We start from the raw sequence: 17,678 nt of genomic DNA, 5'->3' as shown, positions 1-17,678 counted from the left end.
AGGCCGCAAAAGCGACATTGCCCGCACGACCGCCCCACCTGTCGAGCTTGACTGCCCTGGTCACGCCCCGGGTGCGGGGAGCCGACGGTGCCCGGCACCCGGAGACGTTCACCTCCCTCGGAACGGTGGATCAGGCGGTGGCAGCGCCGCGTTCGACGAACTGGAACTGAATTCCCTCGGAGGTGTGCGGTCGTGTGAAGGCGTTGAGGTTGCCGTCGATCGCCACGGGCTGAGGGGCGACGAAGTCGACGCCGAGCCCGCGCACGGCGGCGATGACCGTGTCGATATCGTCGTCGGTCTCGACGGCGATGTGCTCGATACGCGCCTTGTTGCCCTGGCCGAGGCGGCGTTCACGGGCCTCGGGGCTGGTGGGCTCGATGAGTTCGATACGGGCTCCGTCGCCCACGTCGTAAAACGCCGCCTTCACCTGGCGTTCGGGAATCTCGCGCTCGAGGTGGAGGGTCATGCCGAGGCTTTCCAGGAATTTCTTGGCGCGGAAAAGGTCGTCGACGATGACACCGATGTGGTCGATGCGCTTAAGCACGATGCTCCTTTGTGTGGCGGGAGGTGAGGATCTGGGTGCGATGGAGCTGGACGGCGGTCACCGCGAGGACCGCGGTCAGCAGCAGCCAGCTGGCGGTGTAGCCGGTGACGCCGACGAGCACGCCGAACAGCGGTGGCATGGCGGCGGCGATGATCTGGTTGAGGGTGATCGCGAAGCTGATGGTGGAGGCCACGGCGTGGCCCGGTGCGATATCGGCGATCTGGACGAGGTAGAGCGGGTACCAGCCGACGGACAGCAGTCCGAGCAGGGCGCACAGCCCGTAGCCCAGGACACGGGGTGAGCCGGGGCCGAGCAGGGTCAGGGCGGCCACCGGGAGAGCGGAGACGGCGAGCAGCCACTTCAGTGAGCGCATCCGCTTGCCGGGCCAGAAGCGATCGCTGAGCCAGGCGAGGCCGATCCGGCCGCCGATCCCGGCCGCCTGCGCCACGGCGTACATGAACCCGGCGGTCACGATGGGAATGTGCAGGTAGCCGGTGAGGAAGATCAGGATCTGCGCCGAGAACACGTACTGGAAGGCCGCCAGCGCCAGACCGCTGAGGAGCAGCGAGCGCACCAGCCGGTCCTTGACCAGGTCCGCGATGAGGCGGCGCAGCTTCAGCGAGGGCTTCCGGGTGCCGGCGGTGTTGTCGCCGGCCTTGCGGTAGAAGGTGGCGAAGATGATGCCGCCGATGATCCCGGCGACGCCCTGGACGACGACCGCGGCCCGCCAGCCGTGATGCAGGGCCAGGGCCGGCAGGATCGCGCCGGCGAGCGAGGCACCGACCGGCAGGCCGCTCTGTCGGATGCCGGTGGCCATGCCCTGGAGGGAGGGCTCGAACCAGCGGGTGATGGCCCGTTGTCCGCCGGGCAGGATGCTTCCGTAGAAGGCGCCCATGACCAGGATGAACAGCAGCAGGACCGGATAGCTGGGGCCGACCGCGGCGGCGATGAAGGCGGTGATGCCCATGGCGATCATCGTCAGGGAGACGACCCATCGTTCCCCGTAGCGGTCGATGGCCCTCCCGATGATCAGCATCGAGGTGATCGGCCCGGCCTGGATCGCGGTGGCCGCGAGCGCGGCCGTCGCGGCGGACAGGTGGAAGGTGTCCTTCCAGAACGGCATCAGGACGCTGACGCCGGAGTAGAGGACGGAGCCGGTGGTCAGCGCGGTGACCGCGACGGACAGGACGACCCACTTGTACGAGCCGCCGGCACGGGTGGCCGGCGGGGCGGGGGCCGTGGCGGGGTCGATGTCGTGCGTCGTCACGGGGCGGACTCCTGCTGTTGCACGACCTCGAGGTTCCCCAGCCGGGCGAGGAGGGGGATGTTCATGAGGTTCAGCAGGACCAGGTCCTGGCCGGTGGGGTTGGTGAAGCGGTGGCCCGACCAGGCAGGCACGAGCAGGATGTCGCCGGGGTTCAACTCGACCGTCTCGCCGGTCTCGTCGAAGGTGACGGTGCCGGTGCCGGACTGGACGACGGACAGGTGGTACCAGCTGTGCGCATGCGGGCTGGTGCGCTCGCCGGCGGGCACCACCTGGTAGCCGACGGCGACATCACGGAGGACTTCGGCGCTGCCGTCCGGCAGGGACAGGGCGAGGGTGCCGCGCTCGGGATGCTCGACGTCCCCCAGGCCCTGGGAGACCTGCGACCACTGCCAGTGCACCGGCTGCTGCGGCGGAATGTCGTAGCGGGCTTTGAATTCAGGGTAGGGAAACCGGCTGCCGGTCTGGACGGGCATCAATGTCCTCTTCCGAAAGGGTCGTGTGGAGGTGCTGCCACAGCTCGTCGACTGCGTCGCGCGCCTCGACGGTGAAGCGCGAGGCCATCCCGGCACGGGGCAGGTAGTAGGTGTAGTAGCGGGGGCCTTCGACGGGATATCCGAGCGCCCACACGCCCGCGAGCGGCTCCCCCGTCCTGTCGATGACGCGGCCGGCGGGCGTGATGTCCAGACCGCCGGGCCGGTAGCCGCCGTTGGCATACGGACGGATCAGACCGCGGGCCAACAGGCGTGCGGTGACGGGCGAGTCATCCGTCTCCGGATGGAACAGATCCAGCCGTGCGATGACCAGGGCGTCGGCGTGCCGCACGGCGGGCTCGTCCGTGAACGGCGTTTCGATGGCGAACCGGGCCGCCTCGCGGTCGGGGATGATGCGGCAGCCCGGTCCGCCGGCCAGATCGACCACCCCGGCCCTCATGAGGGCGAGGAGTTCGTAGTTGCGGCGCCGCGGGGGACCGAACGAGATCCGGTTCATCAGCGGTACCCAGCGGGAGACGAACGCCTGGTGCGAGGCAGGGGTGAGCCCACCGAACTCGACCGCTGCGCGCAGGCTGGCCCGCATATCGCGGATCGCGTCGGTCGCCGCCTTGACGGGGCTCGAAAGATTCCCCTGCGCGGCGTGGTCGAGGTCGTCGGTGACGAATGCGGTGAAGAAGGCCCGGAAGTCGTCCAGCGTCGCGAATTCCTTGCCGCCGAGCGGATCCATGAGGGCGGCGATCGCCGCCTGGTCCTCGGCGGTGAACTCGTACTGCTCGGGCGCGATGTCACGCTGTTCCCGTGTCGAGCGGTGGACGTAGCCCATCTCCCGCAGCAGCAGCGGTACCGCCTCCGCCTCGAAGTCGATCTGCGTCGTCCCTCGGGTGGTCTCCGCGTTGCGCCGCAGGTCGCGTACGGCGTCGGGGGTGAAGAAGTGCGGTGTGTAGTCCCCGGTCAGGCCCTTCTGGTTGACTCCTCGCGCGGCGGCGGGAAGGCACTGGCGGGAGAACATCAGCAGCCGGGGTTCCCGCCCGGAGGGCACATAGCGCATCTGGTGGCCCTCGTCCTCGAACCGGCCGCCGCGGCCGACCGTGAGGGCGGCGATCACGTCGTGCGCGGTCAGTCCGAAGCCCTGCACCGCGACCGTGCTCCCCGGGGCGATGCGCTGGAGCGTGTCGACCGGGTACGGGTCCGTGAGGTAGGCGAGGCGGTCGTTGCGCGCCCGGTGGTCGGCGACGAAGTTCTCGAAGGCCACGTCGTCGTCGGTCGGGGTGCGTCGGCCGTGGCCGGTGGTCAGGAAGACGGCGTCCGAGGTGATCTGGAAGCCGTCCTCGGTGTGCACCACATAGCGGCCGTCGGCAGCTTCCATGTCCAGGACGCGGCTGCGGTGGTGCACCACCCGCATCCGGGAAGGCAGCCGCGCGACGGTGCGGTCGAAGACGAAGGTGAGGTACTCGCCCAGCATGCTGCGCGGCAGGTAGTCGTGCTCCCCGATCGGTTCTCCGTTCGCCGGGTCGGTGCGGTGGTAGGAGGCGCCGAAGCGGCGGTAGCCGGCCTGGGCGGCCCACTCGGTGAAGGTCGGGCCGCTCCCGTCGGGGAACATGCTGAGCTGGCTGGCGAGGGTGTTGGTGAGCAGATGGTCGGGCTGACGGCCGGAGTGCACGCCTTGTCCGCTCTCGCCGGGGTCGACGAGGTGGATGTCCAGCCCGACACCGGAAGGAAGGCGGTCGGCGCCTCGGGCGAGCTGTTGCAGGACGCCCAAGCCGCGCGATCCCAGGCCGACGATGGTGACCTGAGCGGTTCTCATGCCCGTACCTCCGCCGGCTTGTGCTCCGGCTCGACGTACGGCGCGATCGGCGGCTCGTGCAGCCGGACCCAGCCCGGTGCCCCGTCCAACGCGGGGAAGCGGCGGGCGACTTGGGGATCGTGACCGGGAATGATGTGGTCCTCACCGTCTGCCAGAGCCTCGACGGTCTCGTAGGCGTCGACCATCGAGGCGAGGTGGTCGAGGATGGGGAACGGGGCACGCCGGCGGATGTTGGCCCACAGATGCGCGGAGTCGCTGGCCAGCACCACCCAGCCGCGCCGGGTGTGGATGCGTACGACCTGAAGGCCGGGGGTGTGCCCGGGCGCCGGGTGGACCTCGACTCCCGGCGTGATGACGGCCGGGCCCCGGTGCAGGTGGAGGCGGTCTTCGAAGAGCAGTTGGATCGCCGTGTTCACATCGTCCGCCTCGAAGGGGCGGCGCGGTGCGGCGTGGCGCATGGCGCGCCCTGCGCAGAAGGCGAGTTCGGCCTCTTGCAGATGGACGCGGGCGTGGGGAAAGGCGTCGAGGTGGCCGGTGTGGTCCCAGTGCATGTGCGTGACCAGCAGATCGGACACCTGGGCCGGGTCGATGCCGAGATCGCCCAGTGCGGCGATGGGGTGGCGGAGCTGCTCGCGGCCGCGCAGCGCGGCGGTCTCGGACCGGAATCCGGTGTCGACGACGATGACGCGCTCGTCGTCGCGGACGACCCAGAAGGAGAAGTCGTAGTCGGCCGGCGCGTCGGTGGCGCACGGGTCGTCCGCGAACAGGAAGTTCTCCCGCGCCAGCCGTCCGGCATGCCTGCCGAACCGGAACGCCAGGACCTCGTACACGGGCGGGGTCGCCGCGGCGGTCATGCGACCACCGCCAGTTCCCGGGCCTCGTCCGCGGGCAGCGGCAGCTCGTCCTGGAAGAAGAACTTCCGTTCGCCGAAGGCAGGGATGAGCTGGTCGAACCAGGTCGCGTCCGGGTCGTACGCGGCGTAGAAGGGCCTACGGGTCCAGTCGGCGTTGCGGCCCTGGAGGAGCTGGAGTGCGAAGACCTTCTCGCCGCGGATGGTGGGCGTGCCGTCGATGAGGACCTTGCCGGGGAACGCGCTCATGGACGGGCCGCGTACGGTGCGGGACAGCCCGGAGACCGACTGGTACGCCGCGCGGAAGATCTCGTAGGCGCGCACCAGGGGCAGCTCGAAGTAGGAGCGGGCACCGGTGTCGCGCTCGACGAACATGTAGTACGGGATCGCACCGAGGCGGACTCCGGTGGTCCACAGCTCGCGCCAGGCCGCAGGGTCGTCGTTGATGTGCCGGAGCACCGGGGACTGGAGGCGCACGTTGGCGCCGGTGGCGATGATGCGCCGGAGGGCGGTCTGTGCGATGTCGGGGCGGATCTCGGCGGGGTGGTTGTAGTGGCCCATGAGGGCCAGGTGCTTGCCGGCGGCGATCACGCGCTCGAACAGCCGCATGAGGTCATCGGCGTCCCGGTCGGTGACGAAGCGCTGGGGCCAGTAGGCGACCGACTTGGTGCCGATGCGGATGTTCTGGACGTGGGCGAACTCGGGGGCCAGCAGCGGCTCGATGTAGCGGGCGAGGGTGTTCGTCCGCATGATGAGCGGGTCGCCGCCGGTGATGAGAACGTCGGTGACCTCATGGTGCCGCCGGAGGTAACCGGTCAGTCCCTGGGCGTCCTTGGCGGCGAACGCCAGCTCGTCGTCGCCGACGAACTGCGGCCAGCGGAAGCAGAAGGTGCAGTAGGCGTGGCAGGTCTGCCCAGCCTTCGGGAAGAACAGCACCGTTTCGCCGTACTTGTGCTGGATCCCCGGCACTTCGTCACCGTCCAGCTCCGGCACGTTGTGCGTCTGCTGGCCGGCCGGATGCGGGTTCATCTGCTCCCGCAGCTTGCGGACCTGGAGGGCGATCCGGCCCTTGTCGCCGCCCGCGAGCACCTCGCGTAAGGCGGTGTAGTCGGCGTCTTCGAGCATCGTGCGGTGGGGGAAGTTCAGCCGGAAGATCGGGTCGTCGGGAATACGGTCCCAGTCGATGAGTTCATCGAGCACGTACTGGTTGGTGCGGAACGGCAGGACCTGGGAGACCACGTTTACGGCCTCGCGCAGGTCTTTGGGTATTCGCTCCCATTGCGGGGCGCGGGTAATGGTTTTGTTGTTGTAGGGGGTGAAGGTGGCCTCAGGAAATTCCATGAGTGTTTCCTAGCGTGGTCGCGTTGCACGATCGGTGACCCTGGGCGGGGCGCTGGTCAGGCGTTTCGCCCCCAGCCGAGGTCGTCGCGGGGAGCTTCGGGAGCGAGGTGAAGGGCGATGGAGCGCACGAATTCATCAATCCTTACCGACGGACGCAATGGTGACTCAATGCACCGTGGAGCACGGTCACGATCTTGCCTCCACCATTACTTCTGTGTCGCGTCGGCAAATGATCGTCCTTACGACTGACGTAGATCCGCCATGCCGCAAACCGGGACAAGTCGCTGCGGATCGGATCTGCCGTCGTGGCGCGATCCCACCTTCGGCGGCGCGCATCCGTCATGGCCACCTTGACGAGCCGGTGCCGGTGCCGATGCCGGTGGGCACAGCAACAAGGGCAAGGCGGGTGGATACCCGGCCTTGCCCTTGTTCGTCGGTGTTCGTCGATGTTCGTCGTTATGCGAATGTCCGCCGTGTACGTCGGTGCGCGTCGACGCCCGTCGATCGGCTACTGACGCCCATTCAGTTCTGTTCGGCGGCCAGCTTCTCGTATCCGGCGAGCCGCACGCAGACCGTCAGGCCCTGGGCGATCTGCTCAAGCTCCTCCAGCGAGGGGTAGGTGGGGCCGATCCGGATGACGCTGTCCTCGGGATCGCTGCGGTAGGGGTAGGTGGCGCCCGCCGGGGTGACGGCGATCCCGGCCTCCTTGGCCAGGCGCACGACGTCCCGTGCACACCCCTTGAGAACGCTCAGCGCGATGAAGTAACCACCCTTGGGGTCCGACCAGGTCGCCAGCCCGCTGCCCTCCAGCTCACGGGCGAAGATGCGCCGCACCGTGTCGAACTTGGGGCGCAGGATGTCCCGGTGACGCCGCATATGGGCGCGCAGGCCGTCGGTGTCGCCCAGGAAGAGGGCGTGCCGGAGCTGGTTGACCTTGTCCGGGCCGATGGACCGGATGCCGGCGTTCGAGATCCACCAGTCGACGTTAGCGGGCGACGAGCCGAAGAACGCCACCCCCGCGCCCGCCATGGTGATCTTCGAAGTGGAGCCGAACACGAACGTCCGGTCCGGATGCCCGGCCTCGGTGCACGCAGTGAGGATGTCGGCGACCTCCACCTCCTCCTCGGTGAGGTGGTGGACAGGGTAGGCGTTGTCCCAGAAGATGCGGAAGTCGGGGGCCGCCGTCTCCATGGTCGCGAGCCGGCGCGCGGTCTCGTCGCTGTAACACGCACCGTCAGGGTTGCTGTACTTGGGCACGCACCAGATCCCCTTGATCTTGGGGTGGGAGCGCACCAGGTCCTCGACGATGTCCATGTCCGGCCCGTCGGCGGTCATCGGGACGGGGATCATCTCGATGCCGAACCGCTCGCACAGCGCGAAGTGGCGGTCGTAGCCGGGCACCGGGGCGAGGAAGGCGACGTCCTGATCGGCCCAGCGGCGCTCGGCGCCCGGCACGACGCTCAGCAGCATATGGACGAGGCAGTCGTGCATCAGCTCCAGGCTGGAGTTGCCGACCGCCACTAACTGCTCGACGGGGACCTGGAGGACGGGCGCGAAGATCTCGCGCAGCTCGCGCAGCCCCTTCTTCGGGGGCCCGTAGTTGCGGCAGTCGGTGCCGTCGGCGGCCCGGTACCGATCCGCGGGGAGTTGGAGGAGTTCGGCGGCCATGTCGAGCTGCGCGAGCGAGGGCTTGCCCCGGGTCAGGTCCAGCGCGAGGCCCTGGGACGTGAGGGCCGCATAGTCGCGGCGCGCCTGGTCGAGAAGTGCGGTCACAGCCGCGGCGGGCTGAGAGGTGGTCGTCATGATGTCCTTCGGAGTTGGCGGTGTTGACGGGCACCCCTCGGCGGCGGCGCCCGCCCGCGGCGCAGCTGACCGGCAACGGCCCGGCCGCTCACGGGTTGTGCTGCCGAGCGTACTTCTCATGGACGATGTCGAGATCGCGCAGGAGATAGCCGGCGTGCAGGCGGTTGCTGGCACCGATGCGGCGCAACACCTCAGCCAGATGGCGTTGTAACGTGCGCAGCGAGATGCCCAGGCGTTTGGCGACCACTTTGTCGTCGTACCCCTCGATGAGGAGCTCGATGATCGCCGTCTTCATCTCCTCGGAACTGCGCAGCACTTGGTCGCGTTCATGGGCGTGCGCGAAGGGCAGAGCGCGGTCCCAGGACCGCTCGAACGCCCGCGCCAGAAAGTCGACGACGTTCGCGTCGCGGACGAGCAGGGCCCCGTCGGGATTGTCGAGCAGTTCGATCAGCGCGACTTCACGGTCGAAGACGATGAGCCGCATGAACGCGTCCGTGACCAGGCGGACTTCGGCCCCGTGCTCCATGAGCAAGGATGCATGGTCGACGGTGGGCTGATGGAACTGTGCCGTATACTGATAGAGCGTGCGCATGCGCACGCCCCGATCCAGCACCTGTACGGTACGCTCGGTCGACTCCTTCAAAACGCCCTCGGGACGGGGCCCACCGGGCTGAGAAGTCAGGATTTCGTCGGTTGCGCGGGCCGATAACTCCAACAGGGTGGACCGGACGGCTTCCACATCCTCGAGGCGATGCAGCAACTGCTCTCGGGTGGACGTCATGACGCTGCGTTCGTAGACGGGAAGCAGGCAGGCGAGCAGCGCGCTCGCCTCGTTGATCATCGACTGGTGGTCGCGTAACTCCCTGATTTTCGGCATCAGTAACTGAGCCTGCGCGGTGGCCGGGGCAACGGGGGCGAGCCGTTGCGGTTCCCCGGGCAGCGGTCGTAACACCCTCAGTTGTAAGAGCTTGTCGATGGCCCTTCCCGCCTCGTCGCACGAGGCGTCGGCGAGCCGGATGAGTTCGTGGCGGGTAATGCTCTCCCGGGCCGCCGCCTGCGCGTAGAGGGCGGCTAACAGATGGCCTGATATCACCCCATCGCGGTCAAGCCCCAGCATCGGCCCTGCGTCCCCCGTAGTCAGCACGGTCCCAACTCCTTATCCGATCTTGAACATATCCTCCAAGGCCACGCCAGTGCTGACAATAAAGAATTGGCAATGAACTTCGCGGTGGTGGAGATCTTGAGGAGGTCGTGGACGCGTTCTGCAACGCCGCTCCGCCGGGTGCGGAGCGGCGTGCCACGCAGACGTTACGGCCGTGCGGACCGGCGTCGACGCATCCACCACATCAGGGCTCCACCCGCCGCGGCGAGGGCCGCGGCGAGGCCGATGAGGAGGCCGATGGGGGTGTCGGATCCGGTGTGGGCGAGATCGCCGCCCTTGCCGGGACCGGCCGGCTTACCGTGGTCGCCCCCGCCGGTCGGCGCCGGTGTGCCCGGAGTGGGCGTGTGGGAGCCCGGCGGAGTGCTGGGGTGCCCGGGCGTGCTCGGCGTCGGTGTGGGAGTGGGTTTGCCGTCTCCCCCGTTGTCGAGGGTGGCGCCTCCCCCACCGAGGTAGCTGGTGCTGGTGTTGCGGTAGGTCACCTCGGTCTGACGTGAGGTGCTGGTGGTCTTGTCCCGGCGCGGATGCTGGACGGTGAAGCGGGCCTTGGTGATGTTGTGCTTGGGGGCCTTGGAGAAGTCCACTCCGCCCACCGAGTAGCTGTAGTGGACGCCGCCGACCTCGTCCGTGAAGGTGTAGTCGCCCTCGCGGAAGGACTTCAGATAGCGCTGGTAGGTGTCGTACTTGGTCCACTTCGCGTTCTTGCCGCGCAGCGGCCAGCGCCACCAACTCCCCTCATTTGTAGGGAAGTTGATGCATTGTCGGCAACCGGAGCTAGGGTCGGCCGGTATGGACTCCAACGAGGCAGGCTGCTACGAGGCAGGCAAGGACGCCCTCGCCGGGAGCGAGGCGCGCAAGCTGCATCACTGGATACAGCAGCTGCACGACATGATGGATCACCTCAACGGCCACTGGACGCCGTCCGGTTTCCGTCACGACTACTCCAGTCGTTCGGCGACCCAGTTGGAGAAGGAGCTGATCGCCTACTGTCCGGCGGAAGGCGGCGACGACGAGCGGCAGGCGATCCTCACCGACCTGACCGCCGCCTACTTCGGTGAGGTCCTCCTCAACCAGGCCGGAGGCCGGTGGAAATGGGACAACACCGCCGGCGAACTCACCGACGGTGCACCGGTCGTCGTCCCCGATCCGTCACTCGGCCTGGAGGCGATCGATCCCGCCGTCATCGCGCGGCGAGCGCTCACGAAGCGTACGGGTCGGGTGGTGACCGGCGAGGTGCGACGGCTGCGCAAGGCGGTCGGTGAGTACCAGAAGGCGCGTCCGGAGTGGCGGCCGGACCGGGTACCCACCCCTCGGGTCCGGGACTGGGATCTGGAGTCGGTGCGCTACGCGGACGATGTGGACCAGTGGCGCGGAGAATGTCTGCGCGACTTTCGCCAGTGGTGGCTGGAAGAGGTCGGCGGCGACCGGTACGCATGGGTCTTCAACCCCGCGTCGATGGACCTGATGGAGAAGGTCCTGCGTGAACGATGCGCAAGCGTCGAGGAGTTCGACGCCGTGAGCGGAGAGCGGTTCTGGATCGTGGCCGCCTGGTATGTGGGGATGGCCGCAGTCCACGGCAAAGGCGCGGTGTGGCAGTACCGGGCCGTCGACCCGGACGCGCCGGAAGGCGGTATGTACGCGGCCGACAACTACTGGACCGGCAGCATCTTCGTCAACCAACGCAACCACCTCGACGGACACGCCGCACACCCCTCCGCGATGCTGCGCGGCGCGCTGGAGGAGGGCGGGAGCCTGCGCCGGGAACTCGACCGGTTCAAGGACCCGCATCCGGATCGCTGAGGTGTCGGGCTCACTGAGGTGTCGTGGGTGGGCCGAGCCCCCCGAGCAGGCTCGGGGGGCTTGCGAAAAACAGGGTCAGCTGGTGCGGGGCTGGTTGAAGCGGAGCATATTGCCGGCCGGGTCGCGGAAGGCGCAGTCGCGGACGCCGTAGGGCTGGTCGATCGGCTCCTGGAGGACTTCGCCGCCGGCGGACCGGATCTTTTCGAAGGTGGCGTCGACGTCGTCGGTGGAGAAGATCACCCCCCGCAGCATGCCCTTGGCCAGCAGTTCCGCCATCGCCTGCTTGTCGTCCGGCGAGGCGTTGGGGTTGGCGAGCGGCGGTTCGAGGACGATTTCCACGCCCGGCTGAGCGGGCGACCCGACGGTCACCCAGCGCATCCCCTCGAACGCGACGTCGTTGCGCACCTCCAGGCCGAGGATGTCGCGGTAGAAGGCGAGCGCCTTGTCATGGTCGTCGACTGCGATGAAACACGTGGCAAGCTTGATGTCCATGCCTCCGACGCTACGAGGCCGCGGTGGATTCCGCTTCTCCGATCCTGACCGGTTCGCCGGTGCCGGACGGCCGGCCGTTCCTGAGCGGCCGCGTGAAGATCTTGGCCACGCACGCCGGGATCGCGGCGCCCGTCTCGTGGCCGCGGGCCCGGTAGGCGCTCGGGCTCTCGCCGACCAGCTCGGTGAAACGCGAGCTGAACGACCCCAGCGAGGTGCATCCGACCGCGAAGCAGACCTCCGTCACGCTGAGGTCGCCCCGCCGCAACAGCGCCTTGGCCCGCTCGACGCGGCGCGTCATCAGGTAGCTGTAGGGCGTCTCGCCGAAGGCGGCGCGGAAGCTGCGGGAGAAGTGCCCGGGCGACATGAGGGCGACACCGGCCAGCGCCGGGACGTCCAGCGGTTGCGCATAGTCGCGGTCCATCACGTCCCGTGCACGGCGGAGCCTTACGAGATCCTCGAGCGTCACGCGCACCAGCATCGCACGGCGGCGAACACCGCCCCATTACGGGCATCGCGCCGCGTTGTCAGACCCCGTCGTTATCGTGGTCAGCGACCGTAGCCGCGATCACACCTGGCCGGGCCAGGTCGATCCAGGCGACGCCGACGGGGACCGTCAAGGCGGCCCGCCTCACCGATGGGGACACGGAGACACCATGCGCATGGCCAGGACCACGGGTAAGGACACGCAGACGCCCGCCCCGCACGCCGCCGACAGCCACGATCTGATCCGTGTGCACGGCGCCCGCGAGAACAACCTCAAGGACGTCAGCGTCGAGATCCCCAAGCGCCGGCTGACGGTGTTCACCGGCGTCTCGGGCTCGGGCAAGAGCTCCCTGGTGTTCGACACCATCGCCGCGGAGTCGCAGCGGCTGATCAACGAGACGTACAGCGCCTTCGTCCAGGGCTTCATGCCGACGCTGGCGCGGCCCGAGGTCGATGTGCTCCAGGGGCTGACCACCGCGATCATCGTCGACCAGCAGCGGCTGGGTGCCGACCCCCGCTCCACGGTCGGCACCGCCACCGACGCCAACGCGATGCTGCGCATCCTCTTCAGCCGGCTCGGCACGCCGCATATCGGGCCACCCAAGGCGTACTCCTTCAACGTCGCCTCGATCAGCGGAGCCGGCGCGGTCACCGTGGAGCGCGGCGGACAGAAGGTGAAGGAGCGTCGCTCCTTCAGCATCACCGGCGGTATGTGCCCGCGCTGCGAGGGCCGGGGCGCGGTCACCGACGTCGACCTCACCCGGCTCTACGACGACTCCAAGTCGCTGGGCGAGGGCGCGCTCACCATCCCCGGCTACAAGCCGGGCGGCTGGAACTACCGGCTCTACACCGAATCCGGCCTCGTCGACCCGGACAAGCCGATCCGCAAGTACACCAAGCAGGAGCTGCACAGCTTCCTGCACCTCGAACCGACCCGGATGAAGATCGCGGGCATCAACATGACCTACGAGGGGCTGATCCCGCGGATCCAGAAGTCGATGCTCTCCAAGGACCGGGAGGCGATGCAGCCGCACATCCGGGAGTTCGTGGACCGGGCGATCACCTTCACCACCTGCCCCGACTGCGAGGGCACCCGGCTCACCGAGGCGGCCCGGTCGTCGAAGATCGAGAAGGTCAGCATCGCCGACGCCTGCGCGATGCAGATCAGCGACCTGGCCGAGTGGGTCCGCGGCCTGACCGACGCCTCGGTCGCGCCGCTGCTCAGCGCGCTGGGGCACACCCTCGACTCGTTCGTGGAGATCGGCCTGGGCTACCTCTCGCTGGACCGGCCGTCGGGCACGCTGTCGGGCGGCGAGGCGCAGCGCGTCAAGATGATCCGCCACCTCGGCTCCTCGCTCACGGACACCACCTATGTCTTCGACGAGCCCACCATCGGCCTGCACCCGCATGACATACAGCGGATGAACGACCTGCTGCTGCGGCTGCGGGACAAGGGCAACACGGTGCTCGTCGTGGAGCACAAGCCGGAGGTGATCGCGATCGCCGACCACGTCGTCGACCTCGGCCCCGGTGCCGGTACGGCGGGCGGCACCGTCTGCTTCGAGGGCACCGTCGAGGGGCTGCGGACCGGCGGTACGGTCACCGGCCGCCACCTCGACGACCGGGCCGCCGTCAAGGAGACGGTGCGCAAGCCCACCGGCTCGCTGGAGATCCGCGGCGCGACGATGCACAACCTGCGAAGCGTCGACGTCGACATCCCACTCGGGGTGCTGACCGTCGTCACCGGCGTCGCCGGATCCGGCAAGAGCTCGCTCGTCCACGGGTCGATACCGTCCGACGACGGTGTGGTGTCGGTCGACCAGACCCCGATCCGCGGCTCGCGGCGGAGCAACCCGGCGACGTACACCGGGCTGCTCGACCCGATCCGCAAGGCGTTCGCCAAGGCCAACGGCGTCAAGCCGGCGCTGTTCAGCGCCAACTCCGAGGGCGCCTGCCCCACCTGCAACGGCGCCGGTGTCATCTTCACCGACCTGGCGATGATGGCGGGGGTCGCCACCACCTGTGAGGAGTGCGAAGGGAAGCGGTTCGAGGCGTCGGTGCTGGAGTACCGCCTCGGCGGCCGCGACATCAGCGAGGTGCTCGCGATGCCGGTGGCCGAGGCCGAGGAGTTCTTCGCCGCCGGTGAGGCGCGCACACCGGCGGCCCACCGGATTCTCCAGCGGCTGGCCGACGTCGGGCTCGGCTACCTCACCCTCGGCCAGCCGCTCACCACGCTGTCCGGCGGCGAGCGGCAGCGCCTCAAGCTGGCCACGCACATGGCCGACAAGGGCGGCGTCTACGTCCTCGACGAGCCGACCGCCGGCCTGCACCTCGCCGATGTCGAGCAGCTGCTGGGCCTGCTCGACCGGCTCGTCGACTCCGGCAAGTCGGTCATCGTCGTCGAGCACCACCAGGCGGTCATGGCGCACGCCGACTGGATCATCGACCTCGGCCCGGGCGCCGGCCACGACGGCGGCACGATCGTCTTCGAGGGCACACCCGCCGACCTGGTCGCCGCCCGCTCCACCATCACCGGCGAGCACCTCGCGGCGTACGTCGGCGCCTGAGCGGGGCGGGACGCGGCGGGCCGGGGCCGGGGACCAGGCCCGCCGCACCGGCCCGCACTAAAATGGCCGTGTGGTCCGGCCCAACGAGGAGGTCGAGGCGCTGCTCCAGGAGTACGCCGACCTCGTCCTGATCACCGGCGGAGACGCGTTCAAGGCCCGCGCCTACGAGAAGGCCGCACGCGCCATCGGCGGCCACCACGCCGATGTGTCGAAGCTCGACGCCGCGGGCCTGCGGGAGATCCCCAACGTCGGCAGGTCCATCGCCGACAAGGTGCTCCAGTACTTGCGGACCGGCCGGATGCCCGCCGTGGAGGACGTCCGGTCGAAGGTCCCCGCGGGCGTGCGCCAGCTGATGGCCATCCCCACTCTCGGCCCCAAAAAGGCCATGGCGCTCTACGAGGACCTGCACATCTCCTCGGTGCCGGAGCTGATCGACGCCCTGGACGAGGAGCGGCTGCGCGATCTGAAGGGCTTCGGCCCGAGGACCGAGGAGAACATCCGGCACGGCATCGGCCTGATGCAGGCCGCGGGCGACCGGGTGCCGGTCAACGCCGCGATGGACGTCGCCGAGGAGATCGTGGCCGAGCTGTCCGCCCTGCCGGGCTGCGAGCGCTGCGCGTACGCCGGATCGCTGCGCCGTATGCGGGACACCATCGGTGACGTGGACATCCTCGTGGCGGCCGGCCGCTCCGCCCCGTTCATGGACGCCTTCACCCGGCTGCCGAGCACGGCCGAGGTCATCGCCCACGGCACGAAGAAGACCTCCATCCGCACCACGAAGGGCCTCCAGATCGATCTGCGGGTCGTGCCGCCCGACTCCTGGGGCGCCGGGCTCCAGTACTTCACCGGCTCGAAGGCGCACAACATCCGCACCCGCGAGATGGCCGTGCACCACAAGCTCAAGCTCTCCGAATACGGCCTGTTCCACGCCAGGAGCGGAAAGAAGATCGTCTCGGGGACCGAGGAGGAGGTCTACGCCCGGCTCGGTCTGCTCTGGATCCCGCCGACGCTGCGCGAGGACCGCGGCGAGGTCGCCGCGGCGCTGCACGGCGACCTGCCGGACCTCGTCACCGAGGCGGACATCAGGGGCGACCTGCACACCCATACCGACCTCACCGACGGCCTCGCCCCGCTGGAGGAGATGGTGGAAGCCGCCGCCCGGCGGGGCCTGCGCTACTACGCGATCACCGACCACGCCCCGAATCTCTCCATGCAGCGGATGACCGACGAGAAGGTGCTGGCCCAGCGCGAGCGGGTACGCGAACTCGACGGCAGGCACCGGAAGATGCGGCTGCTGCACGGCACCGAGCTCAACATCGGCCCGGACGGGACGGTGGACTGGCCGCAGGAGTTCCTGCGGGACTTCGACCTCTGCGTGGCCTCCGTGCACTCGCACTTCAACCAAGGCCGGGACGCCCTGACCCGTCGGCTCGTCACCGCCTGCGAGAACCCGCAGATCAACATCATCGGACACCCGACCACCCGGCTCATCGGCAGACGGCCGGGCCTCGACATGGATCTCGACGCGGTGTTCGCCGCCTGCGCCCGCACCGGGACGGCGCTGGAGATCAACGCCCATCCCGACCGGCTCGACCTGTGCGACGAGCACATCCTGCGCGCCAAGCGGTACGGCGTGAAGTTCGCAGTCAACACCGACGCCCATGCGCCGCTCCACCTGGAGTACCTGCGCTACGGCGTGGGCACCGCGCAGCGGGGCTGGCTGACCGCCGACGAGGTCGTCAACACCTGGCCCCTGGCGCGCCTGCGCCGTTTCCTCCGCAAGGAGGGCCCGGCTCCGTAAGGCGGGCCCGACTCCGTACGGAGGGATCCGTGACAGTGCCCCGGCCCCGACCTCGTCGTCCTCACCATCCTCGAAACCGTTCGCGAAACCGGCCCCGAACCGAGGGAAGATCATGGAACTCGCGTTTCTCAAGCCGCTCTTCGACCGTCTGGGCCCCTGGGCCTCCGTGTACATCGACACCACCCGCGCGACCGAGGACGCGCTCACACAGCAGAAGCTCCGTCAACGCTCCGTCGCCTCGCAGCTCATCGACGCGGGTGCCGACCCGTATACCTGCCGGGCGGTGGCGGAACGGCTGGCGCAGGAGCCGGTTTCCGGGGCGCCTCCCGGCCGGGCCCTGTTCGCCGCCGGTGCCGAGGTCGTCCTCGACCTTCCGCTCCGTGTGCCCCCGGTCGGCACGGAGGCGACCTGGTCCCTGCTGCCGCACATCGCCCCCCTTCCCGGGCTGATCGGCGAGGAGCCGACGTGCCTGGTCGCGTACATCGACCACACCGGCGCCGATCTGGAGCTGCGTGACGCGCAGCGCAGCCGGACCGTGGCCACGGCGCACGGCAAGGAGGGGCGGGGCCGAGGGCACCGCAGCGTCCCCGGGGACCGGTACGAATGGCACTACCGGAACAAGGTCGAGAACAGCCGGAACGAGACCGCCGACATCATCGCGGGCGAGCTCGCCCGGCAGTGGCCCGAGAGCGGCGCACAGCTGCTGGTCCTGACCGGCGACCCCCGCGAGCGCCGGGCCGTGCACAACCGGTTGCCCGAGCCGCTCCGGGCCGTCACCGTCGAGGCCGAGAACGGCAGCAGGTCCGCGGGCGCTTCCCGGAGCGTGCTCGACCAGCAGATCGCGCGGGCGTGCGCGGAGTATGCCCAGGCCCGCCTCGACGAGGCTCTGGGCCGTTTCCGTGCCGGACGCGGCCGGCCCGGCGAGCACGGTGCGCGCGGCGTCGACAGCCACCCCGGAGAAGCGGCGGAAGGGGTGCCCGCCGTCGTGGACGCGGCCCGCAGCCACCAGGTGGGCACCCTGCTCCTCGGACAGGACGCACCCGACGCGGGCCGCGACGTCTGGATCGGCCCCGGTGTCGACCAGGTCGCCGTACAGCGCGGCGAGGCCCGGGCCTTGGGCGTCACCAAGCCCGAACGGGCCCGTGCGGACGACGCCCTCCTCCGCTCCGCCGCGGCGGCCGACGCCGAGGTCCTCCTGGTCCCCGCGGGCACCCCGGGCCCGGCGGGCGGCCTCGGCGCCGTACTGCGCTGGAACGCGTGAGGCGGCGCGGTGGGG

General features: G+C 69.4%; 15 protein-coding genes. 4 read left to right on the top strand and 11 right to left on the bottom strand.

From position 1 onward, the window contains the following. Nucleotides 1-130 precede the first annotated feature (130 nt). From B1H19_RS35590 to B1H19_RS35555, 9 genes are all read right to left on the bottom strand, one after another. Entirely contained in the window at nucleotides 131-544 is a 414-nt protein-coding gene (locus B1H19_RS35590) for a VOC family protein (protein ID WP_159028218.1), read from the bottom strand. Continuing rightward, nucleotides 537-1,811, bottom strand: a complete 1,275-nt coding sequence (locus B1H19_RS35585) for an MFS transporter (RefSeq protein WP_083108984.1) — start codon at nucleotides 1,809-1,811, stop codon at nucleotides 537-539. The genes B1H19_RS35590 and B1H19_RS35585 overlap by 8 nt, the downstream gene beginning before the upstream one ends. Next, a complete protein-coding gene (locus B1H19_RS35580) occupies nucleotides 1,808-2,284 on the bottom strand; it encodes a cupin domain-containing protein (RefSeq protein ID WP_083108983.1) in 477 nt (158 codons plus the stop codon). Before B1H19_RS35580 ends, B1H19_RS35585 begins: the two co-directional genes overlap by 4 nt. Next, entirely contained in the window at nucleotides 2,247-4,106 is a 1,860-nt protein-coding gene (locus B1H19_RS35575) for an FAD/NAD(P)-binding protein (protein ID WP_203237287.1), read from the bottom strand. The genes B1H19_RS35580 and B1H19_RS35575 overlap by 38 nt, the downstream gene beginning before the upstream one ends. Beyond that, nucleotides 4,103-4,960, bottom strand: coding sequence for an N-acyl homoserine lactonase family protein (locus B1H19_RS38320; protein WP_107426260.1), 858 nt, complete (start codon nucleotides 4,958-4,960; stop codon nucleotides 4,103-4,105). Before B1H19_RS38320 ends, B1H19_RS35575 begins: the two co-directional genes overlap by 4 nt. Next, entirely contained in the window at nucleotides 4,957-6,297 is a 1,341-nt protein-coding gene (locus B1H19_RS38315) for a KamA family radical SAM protein (RefSeq protein ID WP_107426259.1), read from the bottom strand. The genes B1H19_RS38320 and B1H19_RS38315 overlap by 4 nt, the downstream gene beginning before the upstream one ends. Before the next feature lie 522 nt (nucleotides 6,298-6,819). Continuing rightward, entirely contained in the window at nucleotides 6,820-8,100 is a 1,281-nt protein-coding gene (locus B1H19_RS35565) for an aspartate aminotransferase type Ic (RefSeq protein ID WP_083108982.1), read from the bottom strand. A gap of 88 nt (nucleotides 8,101-8,188) precedes the next feature. Then, complete coding sequence (locus tag B1H19_RS35560) at nucleotides 8,189-9,244, bottom strand: LuxR C-terminal-related transcriptional regulator (RefSeq protein WP_083108981.1); 1,056 nt, start codon at nucleotides 9,242-9,244, stop codon at nucleotides 8,189-8,191. 164 nt (nucleotides 9,245-9,408) lie between these two features. After that, entirely contained in the window at nucleotides 9,409-10,059 is a 651-nt protein-coding gene (locus tag B1H19_RS35555) for an LPXTG cell wall anchor domain-containing protein (protein ID WP_083108980.1), read from the bottom strand. Between B1H19_RS35555 and B1H19_RS35550 the strand changes: the two genes are divergently transcribed. Further along, on the top strand, nucleotides 10,049-11,059 hold the full coding sequence (locus B1H19_RS35550; RefSeq protein WP_159028217.1) for a hypothetical protein: 1,011 nt from the start codon (nucleotides 10,049-10,051) through the stop codon (nucleotides 11,057-11,059). The two genes, B1H19_RS35555 and B1H19_RS35550, sit on opposite strands and share 11 nt — an antisense overlap. Nucleotides 11,060-11,134: 75 nt before the next feature. On the opposite strand, the gene B1H19_RS35545 is transcribed toward B1H19_RS35550, so the two are convergent. After that, the gene (locus B1H19_RS35545; protein ID WP_083108978.1) at nucleotides 11,135-11,551 is read right to left on the bottom strand and encodes a VOC family protein; all 417 of its coding nucleotides are present in this window, start codon (nucleotides 11,549-11,551) and stop codon (nucleotides 11,135-11,137) included. Between the two features lie 10 nt (nucleotides 11,552-11,561). Then, complete coding sequence (locus B1H19_RS35540; protein ID WP_083110075.1) at nucleotides 11,562-12,017, bottom strand: helix-turn-helix domain-containing protein; 456 nt, start codon at nucleotides 12,015-12,017, stop codon at nucleotides 11,562-11,564. Between the two features lie 193 nt (nucleotides 12,018-12,210). On the opposite strand from B1H19_RS35540, the gene B1H19_RS35535 reads away from it, so the two are divergent. The 3 genes from B1H19_RS35535 to B1H19_RS35525 all read left to right on the top strand — a co-directional run bounded on the left by B1H19_RS35535 (nucleotide 12,211) and on the right by B1H19_RS35525 (nucleotide 17,663). Further along, on the top strand, nucleotides 12,211-14,601 hold the full coding sequence (locus B1H19_RS35535; RefSeq protein ID WP_083110074.1) for an ATP-binding cassette domain-containing protein: 2,391 nt from the start codon (nucleotides 12,211-12,213) through the stop codon (nucleotides 14,599-14,601). A 70-nt stretch (nucleotides 14,602-14,671) separates the two neighbouring features. Further along, a complete protein-coding gene (gene polX / locus B1H19_RS35530; RefSeq protein ID WP_083108977.1) occupies nucleotides 14,672-16,402 on the top strand; it encodes a DNA polymerase/3'-5' exonuclease PolX in 1,731 nt (576 codons plus the stop codon). A 112-nt stretch (nucleotides 16,403-16,514) separates the two neighbouring features. Further along, nucleotides 16,515-17,663 carry a baeRF2 domain-containing protein gene (locus tag B1H19_RS35525; RefSeq protein WP_083108976.1) on the top strand — a complete coding sequence of 383 codons (1,149 nt, stop codon included), beginning with the start codon at nucleotides 16,515-16,517 and terminating at the stop codon, nucleotides 17,661-17,663. Nucleotides 17,664-17,678: the final 15 nt, after the last annotated feature.

The sequence above is a fragment of the Streptomyces gilvosporeus genome (genome assembly GCF_002082195.1).
Classification (GTDB): domain Bacteria; phylum Actinomycetota; class Actinomycetes; order Streptomycetales; family Streptomycetaceae; genus Streptomyces; species Streptomyces gilvosporeus.
This window is presented reverse-complemented; position numbering and strand designations above follow the sequence as displayed.

Bases quoted from the DNA above. Each gene is read 5' to 3' on its own strand.
- B1H19_RS35575 (WP_203237287.1), bottom strand. From the start codon at position 4,106: ATGAGAACCGCTCAGGTCACCATCGTCGGCCTGGGATCGCGCGGCTTG.
- B1H19_RS35550 (WP_159028217.1), top strand. From the start codon at position 10,049: ATGGACTCCAACGAGGCAGGCTGCTACGAGGCAGGCAAGGACGCCCTC.
- B1H19_RS38320 (WP_107426260.1), bottom strand. From the start codon at position 4,960: ATGACCGCCGCGGCGACCCCGCCCGTGTACGAGGTCCTGGCGTTCCGG.
- B1H19_RS35545 (WP_083108978.1), bottom strand. From the start codon at position 11,551: ATGGACATCAAGCTTGCCACGTGTTTCATCGCAGTCGACGACCATGAC.
- B1H19_RS35580 (WP_083108983.1), bottom strand. From the start codon at position 2,284: ATGCCCGTCCAGACCGGCAGCCGGTTTCCCTACCCTGAATTCAAAGCC.
- B1H19_RS38315 (WP_107426259.1), bottom strand. From the start codon at position 6,297: ATGGAATTTCCTGAGGCCACCTTCACCCCCTACAACAACAAAACCATT.
- B1H19_RS35565 (WP_083108982.1), bottom strand. From the start codon at position 8,100: ATGACGACCACCTCTCAGCCCGCCGCGGCTGTGACCGCACTTCTCGAC.
- B1H19_RS35525 (WP_083108976.1), top strand. From the start codon at position 16,515: ATGGAACTCGCGTTTCTCAAGCCGCTCTTCGACCGTCTGGGCCCCTGG.
- B1H19_RS35535 (WP_083110074.1), top strand. From the start codon at position 12,211: ATGGCCAGGACCACGGGTAAGGACACGCAGACGCCCGCCCCGCACGCC.